Source organism: Microbacterium lushaniae (assembly GCF_008727775.1).
Classification (GTDB): Bacteria; Actinomycetota; Actinomycetes; order Actinomycetales; family Microbacteriaceae; genus Microbacterium; species Microbacterium lushaniae.
On record NZ_CP044232.1, the window covers coordinates 1,257,758 to 1,272,941 of the forward strand.

Here is a 15,184-nt window from a genome sequence, read left to right on the forward strand (position 1 = left end):
CGCCGGATGCGCGCGTACAGCCGGAGGGTCAGCCGCTCTTGCGGCGGAACTCGCGCTTGGAGCTGACCGCGCCGTGCGTGCCGTGGACGGAGGAGTCGCCGTCCAGGTGAGCCTCGCCCGATCGGCTGGCGGCGTTCTTCTTGTCGAGCGCCTCGCGGAACTTTCGCTTCATCTCGTCGGATGCGCTGCCCGCAGGCTTGTCCTCAGTGCTCATGTCTCCACCCTAAGCGCGCCGCCGCGGTCAGTACCACCCGGTGCGCTGGGAGTGGTCCCACGCGCCGCACGGGCTGGCGTGCCTGGCCTTGATGTACGCCAGTCCCCACGAGATCTGCGTCGCGGCGTTGGTGCGCCAGTCCGGCCCGGCCGAGGCCATCTTCTCCGCCGGCAGCGCCTGCGGGATCCCGTACGCGCCGCTCGAGCGGTTCAGCGCCTCCGCGCGCCAGCCCGACTCGCGGTTCCACAGTCGCACCAGACACGAGAACTGCTCCTCGCCCCAGCCGTACCGCGAGATCGCCGTGCGCGCATGGGCCTGAGCCTCGGCGGGCGACATCACCGGCCCCGCCGCGGGCGGAAGAGGAGCCGGTGCCGGCGGCGGGGTGGGCGCGGGGGTCACCGCGTCCTCGCGGCCACCTCCGCCCGCTCCGGCGCCGGCGGGGGCCGTGGCATCCGCCTCCGCCCGCTCGTCCAGGCGCGCCTGCTTCTCCCGGGCGGGCGTGGTGCCGCGCACCGCGGCCAGGCGGGAGTAAGCGGTGTCGAGGGCGGATGCGGCGGCGACGGCGACCGCTTCCGCTTCCGCCTCGGCGGAGGCGGCTGCAGCAGCGGCCTCCGCGGCGACGGCGAGGCGCTCCCGCTCCTCGGCGGCCGTGCCGGCCTGATCGTGGAGTGAGGCGGCCATCTCCGCCGCCGAGCGAGCGGCATGGGCCGACCGGGCTGAGGCTTCGCCCACCCGCTCCAAGACCGCGAGGCGCCCGAGGAGCGCCTCGGGGTCGGACATCGTCAGCAGCTGGGCGAGGATCGGTCCGTCGCCGGCGGAGCGGTACAGGCCCGAGGCCACCGCCCCCAATCGTGCACGGCGGACCGTCGCCTCCAGCTCTGCGGCCGCCGACTGCTCGGCCAGTGCGGAGGCGCGGGCGGATGCCGCATCCGCCTCCGCCCTGGCCCGTGCGGCCGCCTCCGCCGCCGCGAGCGCGCGCACCGACGCGGTCGCCGACGCGGACTCGGCTGCGCCGACCTGAGCCTGCAGCTCGCCCACGGCCCAGGCTCGCACCGGCCGTGGAACCGCCGCGGATGCCGCGGTCGCGGGCAGGACGAGGGTCAGGACGACGGCGCACGCGAGGCCGATGTGGCGGATGTGACCGGCGTGACCCATGAGGTCACGTTAGGGGACCGCGCCCGCGGGCGCACCTGCCAGGATGCGCTCGGCGTTCAGGTGCCTGCGAGCACCGTCCTGTTAGGCTGTGGGGTGTTGCCGATTCCGGCAGCCGCTCAATTTCATACGAGCTGTGGAGCAGGCCGGCAGACGCTGGTCCCCTGTGGTGGATCCCCATCCGTGTCGGATGGTGGTCGTCTACTGGTGACCAGTCGCCCGGCAGCGCAGCGACTGTCGTCGTCGCGCACCCTTCTGCCTGTTCCTGCTCCTTCGAATGCCTCGCCGTCATACGGGCGTGCGAGTCTAAACAAAGAAGGAGGGACCTCTTGGAAGGTCCAGAAATCACCGCAGCCGAAGCCGTTCTCGACAACGGCCGATTCGGCACCCGCACCGTCCGGTTCGAGACCGGTCGTCTCGCGCAGCAGGCGCAGGGCGCCGTCGCCGCCTACCTCGACGAGGAGACGATGCTCCTCTCGGCCACCAGCGCCGGCAAGCACCCGCGTGAAGGCTTCGACTTCTTCCCGCTGACCGTCGACGTCGAAGAGCGCTCGTACGCCGCCGGCAAGATCCCCGGCTCGTTCTTCCGCCGCGAGGGCCGCCCCTCCACCGAGGCGATCCTGGTGTGCCGTCTGATCGACCGTCCGCTGCGTCCGTCCTTCGTCGAGGGCCTGCGCAACGAGGTCCAGATCGTCGTCACGGTGCTCTCCATCGCGCCCGGCGAGTTCTACGACGCCCTGGCCATCAACGCCGCGTCGCTGTCCACCCAGATCTCGGGTCTGCCGTTCTCCGGCCCGATCGCCGGTGTGCGCCTGGCGCTCATGCCCGGCTCCGGCGAGCAGGCCGACCAGTGGATCGCGTTCCCCACCGCCGCGCAGCTGGAGGAGGCCGTCTTCGACCTCATCGTCGCCGGCCGTGTCGTCACCGATGCCGACGGCAAGGACGATGTCGCGATCATGATGGTCGAGGCCGAGGCCACCGAGAGCAGCTGGAACCTCATCAAGGCCGGCGCGACCAAGCCGAACGAGCAGGTCGTGGCCGAAGGCCTGGAGGCGGCGAAGCCGTTCCTCAAGGAGCTCGTCGCCGCGCAGAACGTCGTGGCCAACACCGCGGCCAAGCCGATCAAGGAGTTCCCGGTCTTCCTGCCCTACAGCAAGGAGACGTACGACTTCGTGGCGGGCCTCGCGTACGACAAGCTCGTGCCGATCTACCAGATCGCCGACAAGGTCCAGCGACAGGACGCCGATGACACGTTGAAGGATGCCGTCAAGGCGGAGCTTCTCGCAGCCGTCGAGGCGGGCGACCTGCCCGCCGTGGCGACGCTGGAGTTCTCGGCCGCCTACAAGGCGGTCACCAAGCTCATCGTGCGCAGCCGCATCCTCACCGAGGGCGTCCGCATGGACGGCCGCGGCCTCGCCGACATCCGTCCGCTGGATGCGGAGGTGCAGGTCATCCCGCGCGTTCACGGCTCGGCGATCTTCCAGCGCGGCGAGACCCAGATCCTGGGCGTCACCACGCTGAACATGCTCAAGATGGAGCAGCAGATCGACTCGCTGTCGCCTGTGACGCACAAGCGCTACATGCACCACTACAACTTCCCGCCGTACTCGACCGGTGAGACCGGTCGAGTGGGCAGCCCCAAGCGTCGCGAGATCGGGCACGGCTTCCTCGCCGAGCGCGCGCTCGTCCCCGTGCTGCCCAGCCGCGAGGAGTTCCCCTACGCGATCCGTCAGGTCTCCGAGGCCCTCAGCTCCAACGGTTCCACCTCGATGGGCTCGGTGTGCGCCTCGACTCTCTCGCTGCTGAACGCGGGTGTGCCGCTGCGCGCGCCCGTCGCCGGCATCGCGATGGGTCTGGTCTCGGACGAGGTCGACGGCCAGACGCGCTACGCCGCGCTGACCGACATCCTCGGCGCCGAAGACGCCCTGGGTGACATGGACTTCAAGGTGGCCGGTACGAGCGACTTCGTCACCGCCATCCAGCTCGACACCAAGCTCGACGGCATCCCGTCGTCGGTGCTGACCGCCGCGCTGCAGCAGGCCCACGAGGCGCGGATCACGATCTTGAACGTGCTCAACTCCGCGATCGACGCGCCGGATGAGATGGCCCCGACCGCGCCCCGCGTGATCAGCGTCCAGATCCCCGTCGACAAGATCGGTGAACTGATCGGCCCCAAGGGCAAGACGATCAACGCGATCCAGGACGCCACGGGTGCCGACATCTCCATCGAGGAGGACGGCACGGTCTACATCGGTGCCACCGACGGCCCCTCGGCCGAGGCCGCCCGCGCACAGGTGAACGCGATCGCGAACCCCACCAACCCGGAGATCGGCGAGCAGTTCCTCGGAACCGTCGTGAAGATCGCGACCTTCGGTGCGTTCATCTCGCTGGTGCCCGGCAAGGACGGCCTGCTGCACGTCAGCGAGGTGCGCAAGCTCGCCGGCGGAAAGCGCGTGGAGAACGTCGAAGACGTGCTCTCGGTCGGTCAGAAGATCCTCGTGCGCATCACGAAGATCGACGATCGCGGCAAGCTGTCGCTCGAGCCGGTGACCGAAGAGTCCGCCGCGTCCGACGAGCCAGCCGAGAGCGCGACCGAGGCGCCCGCCCAGGTCTGATCCGCTCTTGCACGATCGATGCCCGTCCCGCTCGCGGGGCGGGCATCGTCGTACGCAAAAGCGTTATGCAATGTTTACCGACGAGCCGCTGCAATGGGCGGGAGTGTCCCAGGCACGCCCTAGCCTCGTAATACGCCGGGCGTGCGGCTCATCGGGACCCGCTCGCCGGCCATCATCGGGGAGCGCACCATGTCGGGCTCGAGCGTCGGTCGACCGGCCACCGCCAGCCTGCGCCGCTTCCGGCCGTCGCATCCGTCCGCCCCGATCCCCGTGCAGGGACCCGCCATCGGCGAGGCCGTGCGCGTCGCGCTGGGGGAGACCGGCCTGAACGTGTTCCCCCTCATCCTGGGCGGCGCCGAATTCGGGTGGAACGTCGACGTCGAAGCGAGCCACGGCATCCTCGACAGGTACGTCGAGCTGGGCGGGAACATCGTCCACACGGCCGACAACTTCTCCGCCGGGCGGAGCGAACACATCATCGGACAGTGGATGCGCTCGCGCGGCACCCGTGACGCGATGGTCGTGGCGGTGCGCATCGGCCGCCACCCCGACAACCCGGGGCTGGGGTCGGTCAACCTCGTGCGCGCCGTCGAGGCGTCGCTGCACCGGTTGGGCACCGACCGCATCGACGTGCTGTACCTCGACGCCAAGGCCGGTGACGCGGTGTCGCTGGAGGACACCCTCGCCACCGGGGAGTGGCTGGTGGAATCCGGAAAGGTCGGCGCCGTGGCCGCCTACGGATACACCGCGTCGCAGCTCGTGGAAGCCCGCATCCTCGCCTCCGCCGGGTATCCCCGCATCACGGTGCTCGACGTGCCGTACAACCTGTTGCGCCGTGAGGAGTTCGACGGCGACCTGCGCCTGGTCGCCGGCGCGCAGAGCATGGCCGTGACGCCGTCGCACGCCCTCGAGCACGGCTTCCTCGCCGGTGCGCAGCGCCGTCGCGCGCGCGAGGTGCGTACGGTGCGGGATGCGCAGCTGGCCGCGAGCCTGACACGTCGCGGCAGCCGCACGCTGCGCGCGCTGGACGGGGTCGCGGAGGAACTGTGCGTCCCGGTGGCCGCGGTGTCGATCGCGTGGCTCCTGGCCCAGCGGATCGTCGTGGCCCCCATCGTCAACGCCTTCGCGCCCGAGCACGTCGAAGAACTCGTCCAGGGCGTCGGCGTGCGCCTGAGCCGCGGTCACTTGTCCGACATCGCTCGCGCCTCCGCCTGATCGCGCACTCCCTGTCATAGGCTGGTGGCGTGCTTTCGAGCGCGGACCGACGACGAAGTGAGCTGACGTGACGCACTACATCTACCTCGTGCGCCACGGCGAGCATCTGGACGCCGAGCACGGTCTGGCCGACGGCCCCCTCTCGCCCCGCGGGCTGCGGCAGGCCGCGGCCGTCGCCGACCGGCTGTCGGGGGTTCCGCTGGATGCTGTGCGGCATTCGCCGCTGCAGCGCGCGGAGCAGACGGCCGTGGCCGTGGCCGAGCGCCTCCCCGCGGTGTCGCCCGCGCCGTCGGCGCTGCTGTTCGACTGCATCCCCACGGGGATGACGGGGGAGACGCCGTCGGCGTACGAGCCGTTCTTCGGTTCGATCACCGAGGCCGAGATCGACGCCGGCCGGGCCCAGATGGCGGATGCGACGGCCGAGTTCCTCGCGCGCCGCTCCGGCGAGGTGCACGAACTGCTCATCACGCACAACTTCGTGATCGCCTGGTTCGTGCGCGAGGTGCTGGGCGCACCCGACTGGCGGTGGATGACCCTCAACCAGGCCCACTGCGGCCTCACGGTCATCGCGCAGAAGCCGGGCCGCCCCTGGACGCTCCTGGCCCACAACGACCTCGCGCACCTGCCGTTCGAGCTGCGCACCGGCCTCCCCGAGCCCAGCCCGGTCTAAGCATCCGCCCCGGTCGCCGAAAGTGCACCACGTCGGCGAGAGGGCACCGGATTCGGTGCACATTCGCCGGTTCGATGCACTCTCGGGGGATGGATGCCGCCGGCCCGGGTCACGCGAGCGGCTTGGCGTACCAGCGGGTCGCGTTGGCGTTGTCGTTGTACGGTTCGGTGGGGACGTACCCCGACCGCTCGTACAGCGAGCCCGCGGCATCCAGCGTGTGGTGGGTGTCGAGCACCATCTCGGCGCCGCCGGCCTCGACGGCACGTCGCTCGAGCTCCTGCAGCAGCATCCGGCCCCAGCCCCGGCCCCGACCCGCGTCGCACACGTACAGATGCTTGACCTCGAACCGCGGCCCCAGCGGCCCGTCCTCAAGGCGCCGGATGCCGGCGCAGCCCGCGGGCTCCTCGCCGTCGTAGAGCACGAGGAACACGCCGTCGGGCTCGCGGAAGCCGTCGGGGGCGGGGAAGGTGATGCGGTAGCCGCCGCCGGGGAAGATCGATGCGCGCAGCGCGAAGTACTCCTGCAGGAGGGCGTGCGCGTCAGCGGAGTCCACGGCGACGGGACGGATGGTGACCATGCTCCGAGGGTAGCCACTTAGGCTGGAGGCATGACGACGCGCGTGGCCATCGTGGGCGGTACCGGCAAGCTGGGCGGCGTCATCCGCGCGGTCGTCGAGGACGAGCCCGGTTTCGAGGTCTCCGCCGTGCTGTCGTCGTCCTCGAGCCTGGACGAGCTGGACGGCGCCGACCTTATCGTGGACGCGTCGACCCCCGCCATCTCCATCGACGTCGTGCGCGCGGCGATCGAGCGCGGCGTCAACATCCTCGTGGGCACGTCGGGGTGGTCCAGCGAGCGCATCGCGCTCGTGCGCCCGCTCGTGGATGCCGCGGGCACGGGGGCGGTGTTCATCCCGAACTTCTCCCTGGGCTCGGTGGTCGCCAGCGCCCTGTCCGCCGCGGCGGCGCCCCTGTTCCCCTCCGTGGAGATCGTCGAGGCCCACCGCGAGACGAAGGTCGACTCGCCCAGCGGAACGGCCGTGCGGACGGCGGAGATGATCGCGGCCGCGCGCGCGGAGGTCGGACCCGTCGAATCCCCGCACGTCGATCAGCGCGCCCGCGGCCAGCAGGTGGCCAGCGTGCCGGTCCACTCGCTGCGCCGCCCCGGGGTCATCGCGCGGCAGGAGGTCGTGCTGTCGGGCCCGGGGGAGTCCGTCACGATCGTGCACGACACGATCGACCCGGCGCTCGCGTACGCCCCGGGCATCCGCCTCGCCCTGGCCGCGGCCCGCGACGCCGAGGGCGTGAGCGTGGGGCTGGACAGCTTCGTCGACATCGGCGTGCGCACGCGCGCGCACCGCCCGCGCGTCGAGCCGCCCGTGGACGGGCTGTCCGGCCAAGCGGCACGCGCGACGCCGGTATGAGCGCGCGGATCGGCGTCGCCGTGATGGCGGCGCTGCTGCTGCTGTACATCGTGCTCGTCGGCCAGCGCGCGTGGCTGCTCGTGGCCAGCGGCGAGCCGGTCGGCATCGCGCTGGGGATCGCGCTGATCGTGCTGCCGCTGCTGGCGGTGTGGGCGCTCGGGCGGGAACTGTGGTTCGGCTGGCGCGCCGACGGCCTGGGGCGCCGGCTGGAACAGGACGGCGCCCTTCCCGACGACGAGGTCGCTGTGCGCCCGAGCGGCCGTGTCGTGCGCGAGGACGGCGACGCGGTGTTCCCGCAGTACCGTGCCGAGGTGGAGGCGAACCCGGAGGACTGGCGGGCGTGGTACCGCCTGGGGCTCGCCTACGATGCCGCCTCCGACCGCCGGCGCGCGCGCGAGGCGATCCGCCACGCCATCCGGCTCGAGCGCTCGGACCGGCCGGGCGCCTGAGCCGTGCCCGGATGCCGCGGCCTCAGGCTCCGCGCGGGACGACGGCGTCGATGACGGACTCGACCGTGCGATGCGTGAAGGCGAAGCCGGTCCGTTCCAGCACCTCGGGGACGACGTCGGCGTCGGAGGTCAGGATGGCGTCGGTGGCGTCCGATCCCAGGACCATGCGCATCGCCCAGGCCGGCGCCCGCAGCACGTAGGGGCGGTTCATCCGCCGCGCCAGGGCGAAACCCAGGTCGTTCGCGGTGGCGCGCGTGGGGCCGGTGAGATTCACGGGGCCCTCGATCGAGCCGTCGATCACGTGTCGGATCGCGCGCACCTCGTCCTCGAGCGAGATCCACGGCCACACCTGCGTGCCGCGGCCGATCGGGCCGGCAAGTCCGAGCCGCGTCAGCAGCAGGAGGGGCTTGAGGACGCCGTCCGGATGGACGAGGGGTGCCGTGCGCAGCAGCGCGACGCGGGCGTGCGGCCCCGCTGCGCGAGCGGCGTTCTCCCATTCCCCGCACAGGTCGGCGAGGAACCCGCTGCCCCGCGGCGCCGTCTCGGTGAGGCGCCGGCCCGGCGCCGAGCCGTAGTAGCCCACCGCCGACGCGCTCACGAACGCCGGAGCATCCGCGCCCAGCGTCCGCAGCGCGGCGGCGAGGGTGCGGGTCGGCGTGATCCGCGACCACAGCAGCGCGCTCTTGTACTGCGAAGTCCACGGGAACCGGCCGATGCTGGCCCCGTTCAGGCCCACGACGGCTGCGGCACCCGCGAGCACGTCGGGGTGCAGCGGCTCGGGTCCGGTCAGCCACTCCACCTCGTCCGCCGCGGTGGCGGGCCGGCGCACGAGTGTCGTCACCTGCACGCCGTCGGCGCGCAGCGCGTCGACGAGGGCGCTTCCGATCAGTCCGGAAGCGCCCGCGACGATGACGCGGGGGGTGTCAGGCAAGCGTCGCCTCGAGGGTGATCTCGATCCCGGCGAGAGCCTGCGACACGGGGCAGTTCGCCTTGGCGTCGGCGGCGATGCGCTCGAAGGTCTCGGCGTCGATGCCGGGGACCACGGCGTTGACGTTCAGGTGGCTGCCGGTGATGCCGGTGCCCGGCTTGAACGTGACGGATGCGGTGGCGTCGACGGACTGCGGGGGCGTGCCGTTCTCGCTCAGCGCGTGCGAGAGCGCCATGCTGAAGCAGGCCGAGTGCGCCGCGGCGAGCAGCTCCTCCGGCGTCGTGACGGAACCGGAGCCCTCCGCGCGGGCCTTCCAGTTGACGTCGAACGTGCCGACGTGGGACGTGGCGAGCGACACCTGGCCGGAGCCCTCCAGCAGGCTGCCCTTCCAGGCGGTGGTGGCTTCGCTCGTGACGGTCATGGGTTACCTCCCGGGTGGACGATCGCGCCGCGGAGGCGGCGTCGGTGCGAGCCTAACCGTCCACCGCGGGGGAGGGGATGACTCGACAGCGGACCGGGTGCGTGGTAGCCGCGGACGCCTCAGACCGACGCCGCCCGGCTGCGGCCGATGAGGCCCGCGCGCTGGAGGAGCAGGTAGAGACGGCACCCCACGCACAGCCCGAACGCGGCGTTGAGGAACGACGCCACGAAGGCCATCGCCGCCGCGACGGGAAGCGCCCAGGGGACCCCGACCACGTGCAGCAGCAGGCCGACGGCGCTGACGAGCAGGCCCACCCCCTGCGCGAAGCGCGGCGGACGAGGATCTTCCAGGTGACGGGAGGCGGGCAGACGCGGCTGCACGACCCGGCGGAACAGCGCGCCCCACGGCGCGGTGCGCGGGGAGAGCATGCCCCACAGGAAGAGCAGGGCGACCACCGCCAGCAGCAGGAACCCGGGGTCGGCCATGCGCTCCGCCGGCGACGCGGCCCGGATGGCCCACACCCCGCCGGGGTAGTAGGTCGCGTCCGCGAGGGGCTGATAGGCGAACCATCCGAACGACGCGGTCGACGAGTCGATCCGGGCCGTCGCGATCCCGGCGAGGGCCAGCACGACGTCGACGGCGAGGAGGAGGGCCGTGCCGGCGGCGGTGAACCGCGGCCCGCGCGGGTCGATGCCGCGCGGACGCTCCTCAGGCATCCGCGGTCTCTGCGGTGAGCCGGGTCAGCTCCAGCTCGAGCACGTCGCGCCCGGGTACTCCGCCGATGCGCGACTGCACGGCGCCGTCACGGTCGAGGATGAGTGTGGTCGGGGTCTGCAGCACCCGGAAGTGCTGGGCGATGTCGGGGCGATACGTGAGGTCCACATCGAGGTGGCGCACGCCTTCATGGTCGGCGGCGACGCTCGAGAGCATCCGGTGCACGCCCGGGCAGCGGCCGCACATCTCGGTGCTGAATTGCAGCAGCGTCGCGTTCGCACCCAGCCCGTCGGCGCCCAGCCGCTCCGGCTGGATGACCTCGTGCGGGATGTGACGGCGCGCACGGGTGGAGTTCCGGCGGAAGACGAGGCCGCCGACGAAGGCCGCGGCAAGGAGAACCGCGAGCGCGAGGCATGCTTCGATAATCGTCATCAGCAGTCCAGGCTAGCGGTCATCCTCCCGTGCTCGGGGCCTGCAGGGGAAGATGACACGAACCTCACACGCAGGGCGGGGTCCGCCGCGGCAGTAGGGTTGCAGCGTGAGCGACGCCGACATCCGCCCTGAGATCGAATTCCGAAGTGACGTCACCGTCGAGCTGGTGCGCGCCAGCGCGTCGGACTCCGATGTGCTCTTCGCCGCCCGCGTATCCACGCAGGGCGAGCAGACGCTGGAGGAGGCGCAGTCCGGCAACGAGGCATCCGCCCGCGACCGTGGCCTCATCAACTACCTCATGCGCGACCGGCACGGCTCGCCGTTCGAGCACAACTCGATGACGTTCTACGTGCAGGCGCCCATCTTCGTGTTCCGCGAGTTCATGCGTCATCGGATCGCGTCGTACAACGAGGAATCCGGCCGCTACCGCGAGCTGCGCCCCGTCTTCTACGTCCCCGCGCCCGAGCGCAACCTCCTGCAGGTGGGCAAGCCCGGCGCGTACGAGTTCCTCCCCGGCACGCCCGAGCAGCATGCCATCGTCGACACCGCCACGCGCGACGCCGCCGAGTTCGCCTTCTCCGCGTACCAGCGGATGCTGGCCGCCGGTGTGGCGCGCGAAGTGGCCCGCATCGTGCTGCCCCTGAACATCTACTCGTCGATGTACGTGACGATGAACGCACGCTCGCTGATGAACTTCCTGTCGCTGCGCACGAAGGTGGAGGGGACGCACTTCCCGTCCTTCCCGCAGCGGGAGATCGAGATGTGCGCGGAGAAGATGGAGGCGCTGTGGACCGAGCTCATGCCGATGACCCACGCCGCCTTCAACGCCAACGGCCGCGTCTCCCCGTAGTCGTCGTGCCCTACCGCTGCGCGCACCTAGGCTGGCGGCCATGGCACGCACGGCACTGATCACCGGCGCGAGCTCGGGCCTGGGCGCCGAGTACGCGCGTCAGCTGGCCGCGCGCGGCATGGACCTCGTGCTGGTGGCGCGCGACCGCGAGGCGCTCGCGGTGCTGGCGGCATCCTTGCGCGACCGGCACCGGGTGCGCGTCGAGGTGCTCGCCGCCGACCTCCTGCACCCGCGGCAGCGCGAGCGCGTGGTCGCACGCCTGTCGGATGCGGAGCATCCGATCGACATGCTCGTCAACAACGCCGGCTACGGCCTGCGGCAGGGGTTCGAAGCCAACGACATCGACGACGAGGTGCGACACCTCGAGCTGCACGTGACGGTCCCGATGCGGCTCATCCGCGCGGTGCTGCCGGGGATGCTGCGGCGCGAGAGCGGACGGATCGTGAACGTCGCCTCCGTCGCCGCCCTCGTCCCGCGCGGCACGTACGGGGCCGCGAAGGCGTGGCTGGTGAGCTTCAGCAGGTGGGCCAACGTGCACTACCGCGACCGCGGGATCAGCGTCACCGCGGTGTGCCCGGGATTCGTGCACACCAACTTCCACGAGCGCCTGGGCCTGCCCCCGGGCGACGAGGGCGTGCCCGAGTGGATGTGGCTGAACGCCCCGGAGGTCGTCGCACAGTCGCTGCGCGACGTGGCGCGCGGGCGGTCGATCTCGATCCCGTCGGCGCGGTACAAGGCGCTCGTCGCCCTCTCGCGCGTGCTGCCGGACGCGGTCGTGGTCGCAGCCGCCGAGCGCGGCCGCTGACGCGTCCGCCGGATGCCGCGGCCGCGGACCGGGCGCAGGCGCGGGGCCGCGTCGACCGATACCCTGAGAACATGACGCAATCGGGCAATCCCTTCGGGCAGGTGCTCGTCGCGCTCGTCACTCCGATGACGGCCGACGGCGAGGTCGACTGGCCCGCCGTCGAGAAGCACATCGACGACGTGATCGTCGCCGGGGCCGACGGCATCGTCGTGACCGGCACCACGGGTGAGACCAGCACGCTGACCGACCCCGAGAAGCTGCGCCTGGTCGAGGTGGGCAAGGATGTCGCGGCCGGCCGCGCGAAGATCATCACCGGCGGCGGCTCCAACGAGACCGCGCACGCCATCGAGCTGTACCGCGCGAGCGAGAAGGCCGGCGCCGACGGCATCATGATCGTCACGCCGTACTACAACAAGCCCACGCAGGCCGGCATCCTCACGCATTTCCGCCTCGTGGCCGATGCCACCGACCTGCCGGTGATCCTCTACGACATCCCCGGTCGGACGGGCGTGCCGATCCGGTACGAGACGATCCTGCGGATCGCCAAGCACCCCAACGTCCTCGCCATCAAAGACGCCAAGGGCGACTTCAGCGAGGTCAGCCGGGTGCTCAACCAGACCGACCTGATGTATTTCTCCGGCGACGACGCCAACGTCCTGCCGCACCTGTCGATCGGGGCCTCCGGCCTGATCGGCGTCACCGCGAACATCGCCGCCGCCCCCTACCGGACGATGGTGGATGCGGTCAACCGCGGCGACCTCGCGGCGGCCACCGCCGCGCATCAGGCACTGGAACCGCTCGTCCGCGCCGTCATGACGCACGTGCCCGGCACGGTCGCGGCCAAGTACATCCTGCACGGGCTGGGCCGCATCACCAGCCCGCGCGTGCGCCTGCCGCTGGTGGGGCCGGAGGAGTGGGAGGCCGCCATCATCGAGGACGAGCTCGCACTCGTCCGCGACGTCGCCGGCGCCGACTTCTCCAACTTCCGCCCCGACCGCAATGCGGCCGCCGGCGGCGCTCTGCCGAAGGTGCACGGCACCACACGATGACCCCGCCCGCGCCGCGCGCGGGCCGCAATGAGGATGCCGCGGCATCCGAGGAGGCTTGAAATGCCCACGAACGTCTACGATCCGCCTGCGCTGGTCCCCGGTACGCTGCGGGTCACGCCCCTGGGCGGACTCGGCGAGGTCGGCCGCAACATGACCGTGTTCGAGTACGAGGGCAAGCTCCTCGTCGTCGACTGCGGCGTGCTGTTCCCCGAGGAGCACCAGCCCGGTGTCGACCTGATCCTCCCCGACTTCGAGCCGATCAAGCACCGCCTCGACGACATCGTCGGCGTCGTGCTGACCCACGGGCACGAAGACCACATCGGCGCCGTGCCGTACCTGCTCAAGCTCAAGCGCGACATCCCGATCCTCGGTTCGGGTCTGACCCTCGCGCTCACCGAGGCCAAGCTCAAGGAGCACAGGGTCAAGCCCTACACGCTCACCGTGGCCGAAGGGCAGCGGGAGAAGGTCGGCCCGTTCGACCTCGAGTTCATCGCCGTGAACCACTCCATCCCCGACGCGCTGGCCGTGGCCATCCGCACGCCCGCGGGCATGGTCCTGGCCACCGGCGACTTCAAGATGGACCAGCTGCCGCTGGACGGCCGCATCACCGACCTGCGCGCCTTCGCGCGTCTGGGTGAGGAGGGCGTCGACCTGTTCCTGGTCGACTCCACCAACGCCGACGTGCCGGGCTTCACGCCCACCGAGCGCAGCATCGGCCCCGTCCTCGAGCAGGTCATCGGCCAGGCGCCCCGCCGCGTCATCGTCGCCAGCTTCGCCAGCCACGTGCACCGGGTCCAGCAGGTCCTGGATGCGGCGGCCGCGCACGGGCGGCGCGTGGCGCTGCTGGGTCGCAGCATGGTGCGCAACATGACCATCGCGGAGGAGCTCGGCTACCTGAACGTCCCCGAAGGTGTCCTGATCGATTACAAGAAGGCCCGCGACCTCCCCGAGGACCGGATCGTCTACATGTCGACCGGGTCGCAGGGGGAGCCGATGGCGGTGCTCTCGCGCATGGCCAATCTCGACCATGAGATCGAGCCGGGCCCCGGCGACACGGTGATCCTCGCCTCCAGCCTCATCCCCGGCAACGAGAACGCCGTGTACCGCGTCATCGACGGGCTCACCAAGCTCGGGGCCACCGTCGTGCACAAGGGCAACGCCAAGGTGCACGTGTCCGGTCACGCCGCCGCCGGTGAGCTGCTGTACTGCTACAACATCCTCAAGCCCGCCAATGTGCTCCCCGTCCACGGGGAGTACCGGCACCTCATGGCCAACGCGCGCCTCGCGCAGGAGACCGGCATCCCCGCCGAGCGCACCATCCTGGGCGAGAACGGCACCGTCGTGGATCTGCGCGACGGGCGCGCCGAGGTGGTCGGTCAGCTCGACCTCGGCTTCGTGTACGTCGACGGCTCCTCGGTGGGGGAGATCACCGAGGCCGATCTCAAGGACCGACGCATCCTCGGCGAGGAGGGGTTCATCTCCGTCATCGTCGTGATCGACGCCGCCACCGGAGCGATCATCACCGGGCCCGAGATCCACGCGCGCGGCATCGCGGAGGACGCGGGGGTCTTCGAGAGCGTCAAGCCCAAGATCGCCGCCGCCCTCGCCGAGGCCGCGCGATCGGGCACGCGCGACAGTCACGCGATGTCGCAGGTCGTGCGCCGCACGATCGGTCGCTGGGTCAACCAGACGCTGCGCCGGCGCCCCATGATCGTGCCGCTGGTGATCGAGGCGTAACCATGCCCGCCACGCCTGTCCGCGCGGCCCGTCAGGCGGACGGGGCCTTCCTCGCGGACATGGTCGTGGAAGCGGCCAACTGGCGCCCGGGCACCCACCGCCCGCGCCACCAGGTGCTCGCCGGGGAGGACTACCTGCGCTACCTCGCCGGCTGGATGCGGCCGGGCGACGCCGGCGTGATCGCCGAGTCGCCCGGGGGAGAGCCGGTGGGCGCAGCGTGGTACCGCATGTTCCCGCGCACCGAGCCGGGCTTCGCGTACGTCGGAACGGGCGTGCCCGAGCTCATCATCGGAGTGCGTCCGCTGTGGCGCTCGCACGGGGTCGGCCGCATCCTGATCCAGGCGCTGTGCGAGCACGCGCGCGCCGAGGGCTACGGCCGCATCAGCCTCAGCGTCGAGCGCGGCAACTTCGCCTCGACGCTGTACCGCTCCGAGGGGTTCGCCGTCACGCGTGCGGGGATCGGCCGCGACACGATGGTCAAGCGGCTGCCCTGAGGCGGCGTCGCCGCAATCC

Annotated in this window: 17 protein-coding genes; 10 read left to right on the plus strand and 7 right to left on the minus strand. The window is 71.5% G+C overall.

The genetic code is table 11. The annotated features are described in order from the left end of the window. Nucleotides 1–28: 28 nt before the first annotated feature. Nucleotides 29–214 (minus strand): DUF5302 domain-containing protein, encoded by a 186-nt coding sequence (locus tag F6J85_RS05790; protein ID WP_150920917.1) that lies wholly within the window; start codon nucleotides 212–214, stop codon nucleotides 29–31. A 27-nt stretch (nucleotides 215–241) separates the two neighbouring features. Beyond that, complete coding sequence (locus F6J85_RS05795) at nucleotides 242–1,369, minus strand: aggregation-promoting factor C-terminal-like domain-containing protein (RefSeq protein WP_150924214.1); 1,128 nt, start codon at nucleotides 1,367–1,369, stop codon at nucleotides 242–244. 326 nt (nucleotides 1,370–1,695) lie between these two features. On the opposite strand from F6J85_RS05795, the gene F6J85_RS05800 reads away from it, so the two are divergent. From F6J85_RS05800 to F6J85_RS05810, 3 genes are all read left to right on the plus strand, one after another. After that, nucleotides 1,696–3,981, plus strand: a complete 2,286-nt coding sequence (locus tag F6J85_RS05800; RefSeq protein WP_150924215.1) for a polyribonucleotide nucleotidyltransferase — start codon at nucleotides 1,696–1,698, stop codon at nucleotides 3,979–3,981. 189 nt (nucleotides 3,982–4,170) lie between these two features. Then, on the plus strand, nucleotides 4,171–5,196 hold the full coding sequence (locus F6J85_RS05805) for an aldo/keto reductase (RefSeq protein WP_150927224.1): 1,026 nt from the start codon (nucleotides 4,171–4,173) through the stop codon (nucleotides 5,194–5,196). A 67-nt stretch (nucleotides 5,197–5,263) separates the two neighbouring features. Continuing rightward, complete coding sequence (locus F6J85_RS05810; RefSeq protein ID WP_150924216.1) at nucleotides 5,264–5,866, plus strand: histidine phosphatase family protein; 603 nt, start codon at nucleotides 5,264–5,266, stop codon at nucleotides 5,864–5,866. Nucleotides 5,867–5,975: 109 nt separating this feature from the next. Here the strand turns inward: F6J85_RS05810 and F6J85_RS05815 are convergent, their stop codons facing one another. Further along, complete coding sequence (locus F6J85_RS05815) at nucleotides 5,976–6,443, minus strand: GNAT family N-acetyltransferase (RefSeq protein ID WP_150920921.1); 468 nt, start codon at nucleotides 6,441–6,443, stop codon at nucleotides 5,976–5,978. Nucleotides 6,444–6,473: 30 nt separating this feature from the next. Here F6J85_RS05815 and dapB point away from each other — a divergent pair, with 30 nt between their 5' ends. After that, complete coding sequence (gene dapB / locus F6J85_RS05820; protein WP_150924217.1) at nucleotides 6,474–7,286, plus strand: 4-hydroxy-tetrahydrodipicolinate reductase; 813 nt, start codon at nucleotides 6,474–6,476, stop codon at nucleotides 7,284–7,286. Continuing rightward, nucleotides 7,283–7,735, plus strand: a complete 453-nt coding sequence (locus F6J85_RS05825) for a tetratricopeptide repeat protein (protein ID WP_150920923.1) — start codon at nucleotides 7,283–7,285, stop codon at nucleotides 7,733–7,735. The genes dapB and F6J85_RS05825 overlap by 4 nt, the downstream gene beginning before the upstream one ends. Before the next feature lie 22 nt (nucleotides 7,736–7,757). On the opposite strand, the gene F6J85_RS05830 is transcribed toward F6J85_RS05825, so the two are convergent. The 4 genes from F6J85_RS05830 to F6J85_RS05845 form a co-directional block, all read right to left on the minus strand. Further along, a complete protein-coding gene (locus F6J85_RS05830) occupies nucleotides 7,758–8,666 on the minus strand; it encodes a TIGR01777 family oxidoreductase (RefSeq protein ID WP_150924218.1) in 909 nt (302 codons plus the stop codon). After that, nucleotides 8,659–9,084, minus strand: coding sequence for an OsmC family peroxiredoxin (locus F6J85_RS05835; RefSeq protein WP_150920925.1), 426 nt, complete (start codon nucleotides 9,082–9,084; stop codon nucleotides 8,659–8,661). Before F6J85_RS05835 ends, F6J85_RS05830 begins: the two co-directional genes overlap by 8 nt. 119 nt (nucleotides 9,085–9,203) lie before the next feature. After that, nucleotides 9,204–9,800 (minus strand): DUF4395 domain-containing protein, encoded by a 597-nt coding sequence (locus F6J85_RS05840; RefSeq protein ID WP_150924219.1) that lies wholly within the window; start codon nucleotides 9,798–9,800, stop codon nucleotides 9,204–9,206. Then, the gene (locus F6J85_RS05845) at nucleotides 9,793–10,230 is read right to left on the minus strand and encodes a thioredoxin family protein (protein WP_150924220.1); all 438 of its coding nucleotides are present in this window, start codon (nucleotides 10,228–10,230) and stop codon (nucleotides 9,793–9,795) included. Before F6J85_RS05845 ends, F6J85_RS05840 begins: the two co-directional genes overlap by 8 nt. Before the next feature lie 106 nt (nucleotides 10,231–10,336). On the opposite strand from F6J85_RS05845, the gene thyX reads away from it, so the two are divergent. The 5 genes from thyX (at nucleotide 10,337) to F6J85_RS05870 (ending at nucleotide 15,165) form a co-directional block, all read left to right on the plus strand. Next, nucleotides 10,337–11,080: an FAD-dependent thymidylate synthase gene (gene thyX / locus F6J85_RS05850; RefSeq protein WP_150920928.1), complete on the plus strand. Its 744-nt coding sequence runs from the start codon at nucleotides 10,337–10,339 to the stop codon at nucleotides 11,078–11,080. A 40-nt stretch (nucleotides 11,081–11,120) separates the two neighbouring features. Continuing rightward, nucleotides 11,121–11,885: an SDR family NAD(P)-dependent oxidoreductase gene (locus tag F6J85_RS05855; RefSeq protein WP_150924221.1), complete on the plus strand. Its 765-nt coding sequence runs from the start codon at nucleotides 11,121–11,123 to the stop codon at nucleotides 11,883–11,885. Between the two features lie 71 nt (nucleotides 11,886–11,956). After that, a complete protein-coding gene (gene dapA, locus F6J85_RS05860; protein WP_150920930.1) occupies nucleotides 11,957–12,934 on the plus strand; it encodes a 4-hydroxy-tetrahydrodipicolinate synthase in 978 nt (325 codons plus the stop codon). Nucleotides 12,935–12,994: 60 nt separating this feature from the next. Further along, nucleotides 12,995–14,671 (plus strand): ribonuclease J, encoded by a 1,677-nt coding sequence (locus tag F6J85_RS05865; protein ID WP_150924222.1) that lies wholly within the window; start codon nucleotides 12,995–12,997, stop codon nucleotides 14,669–14,671. Nucleotides 14,672–14,673: 2 nt separating this feature from the next. Then, on the plus strand, nucleotides 14,674–15,165 hold the full coding sequence (locus F6J85_RS05870; protein WP_150924223.1) for a GNAT family N-acetyltransferase: 492 nt from the start codon (nucleotides 14,674–14,676) through the stop codon (nucleotides 15,163–15,165). Nucleotides 15,166–15,184: the final 19 nt, after the last annotated feature.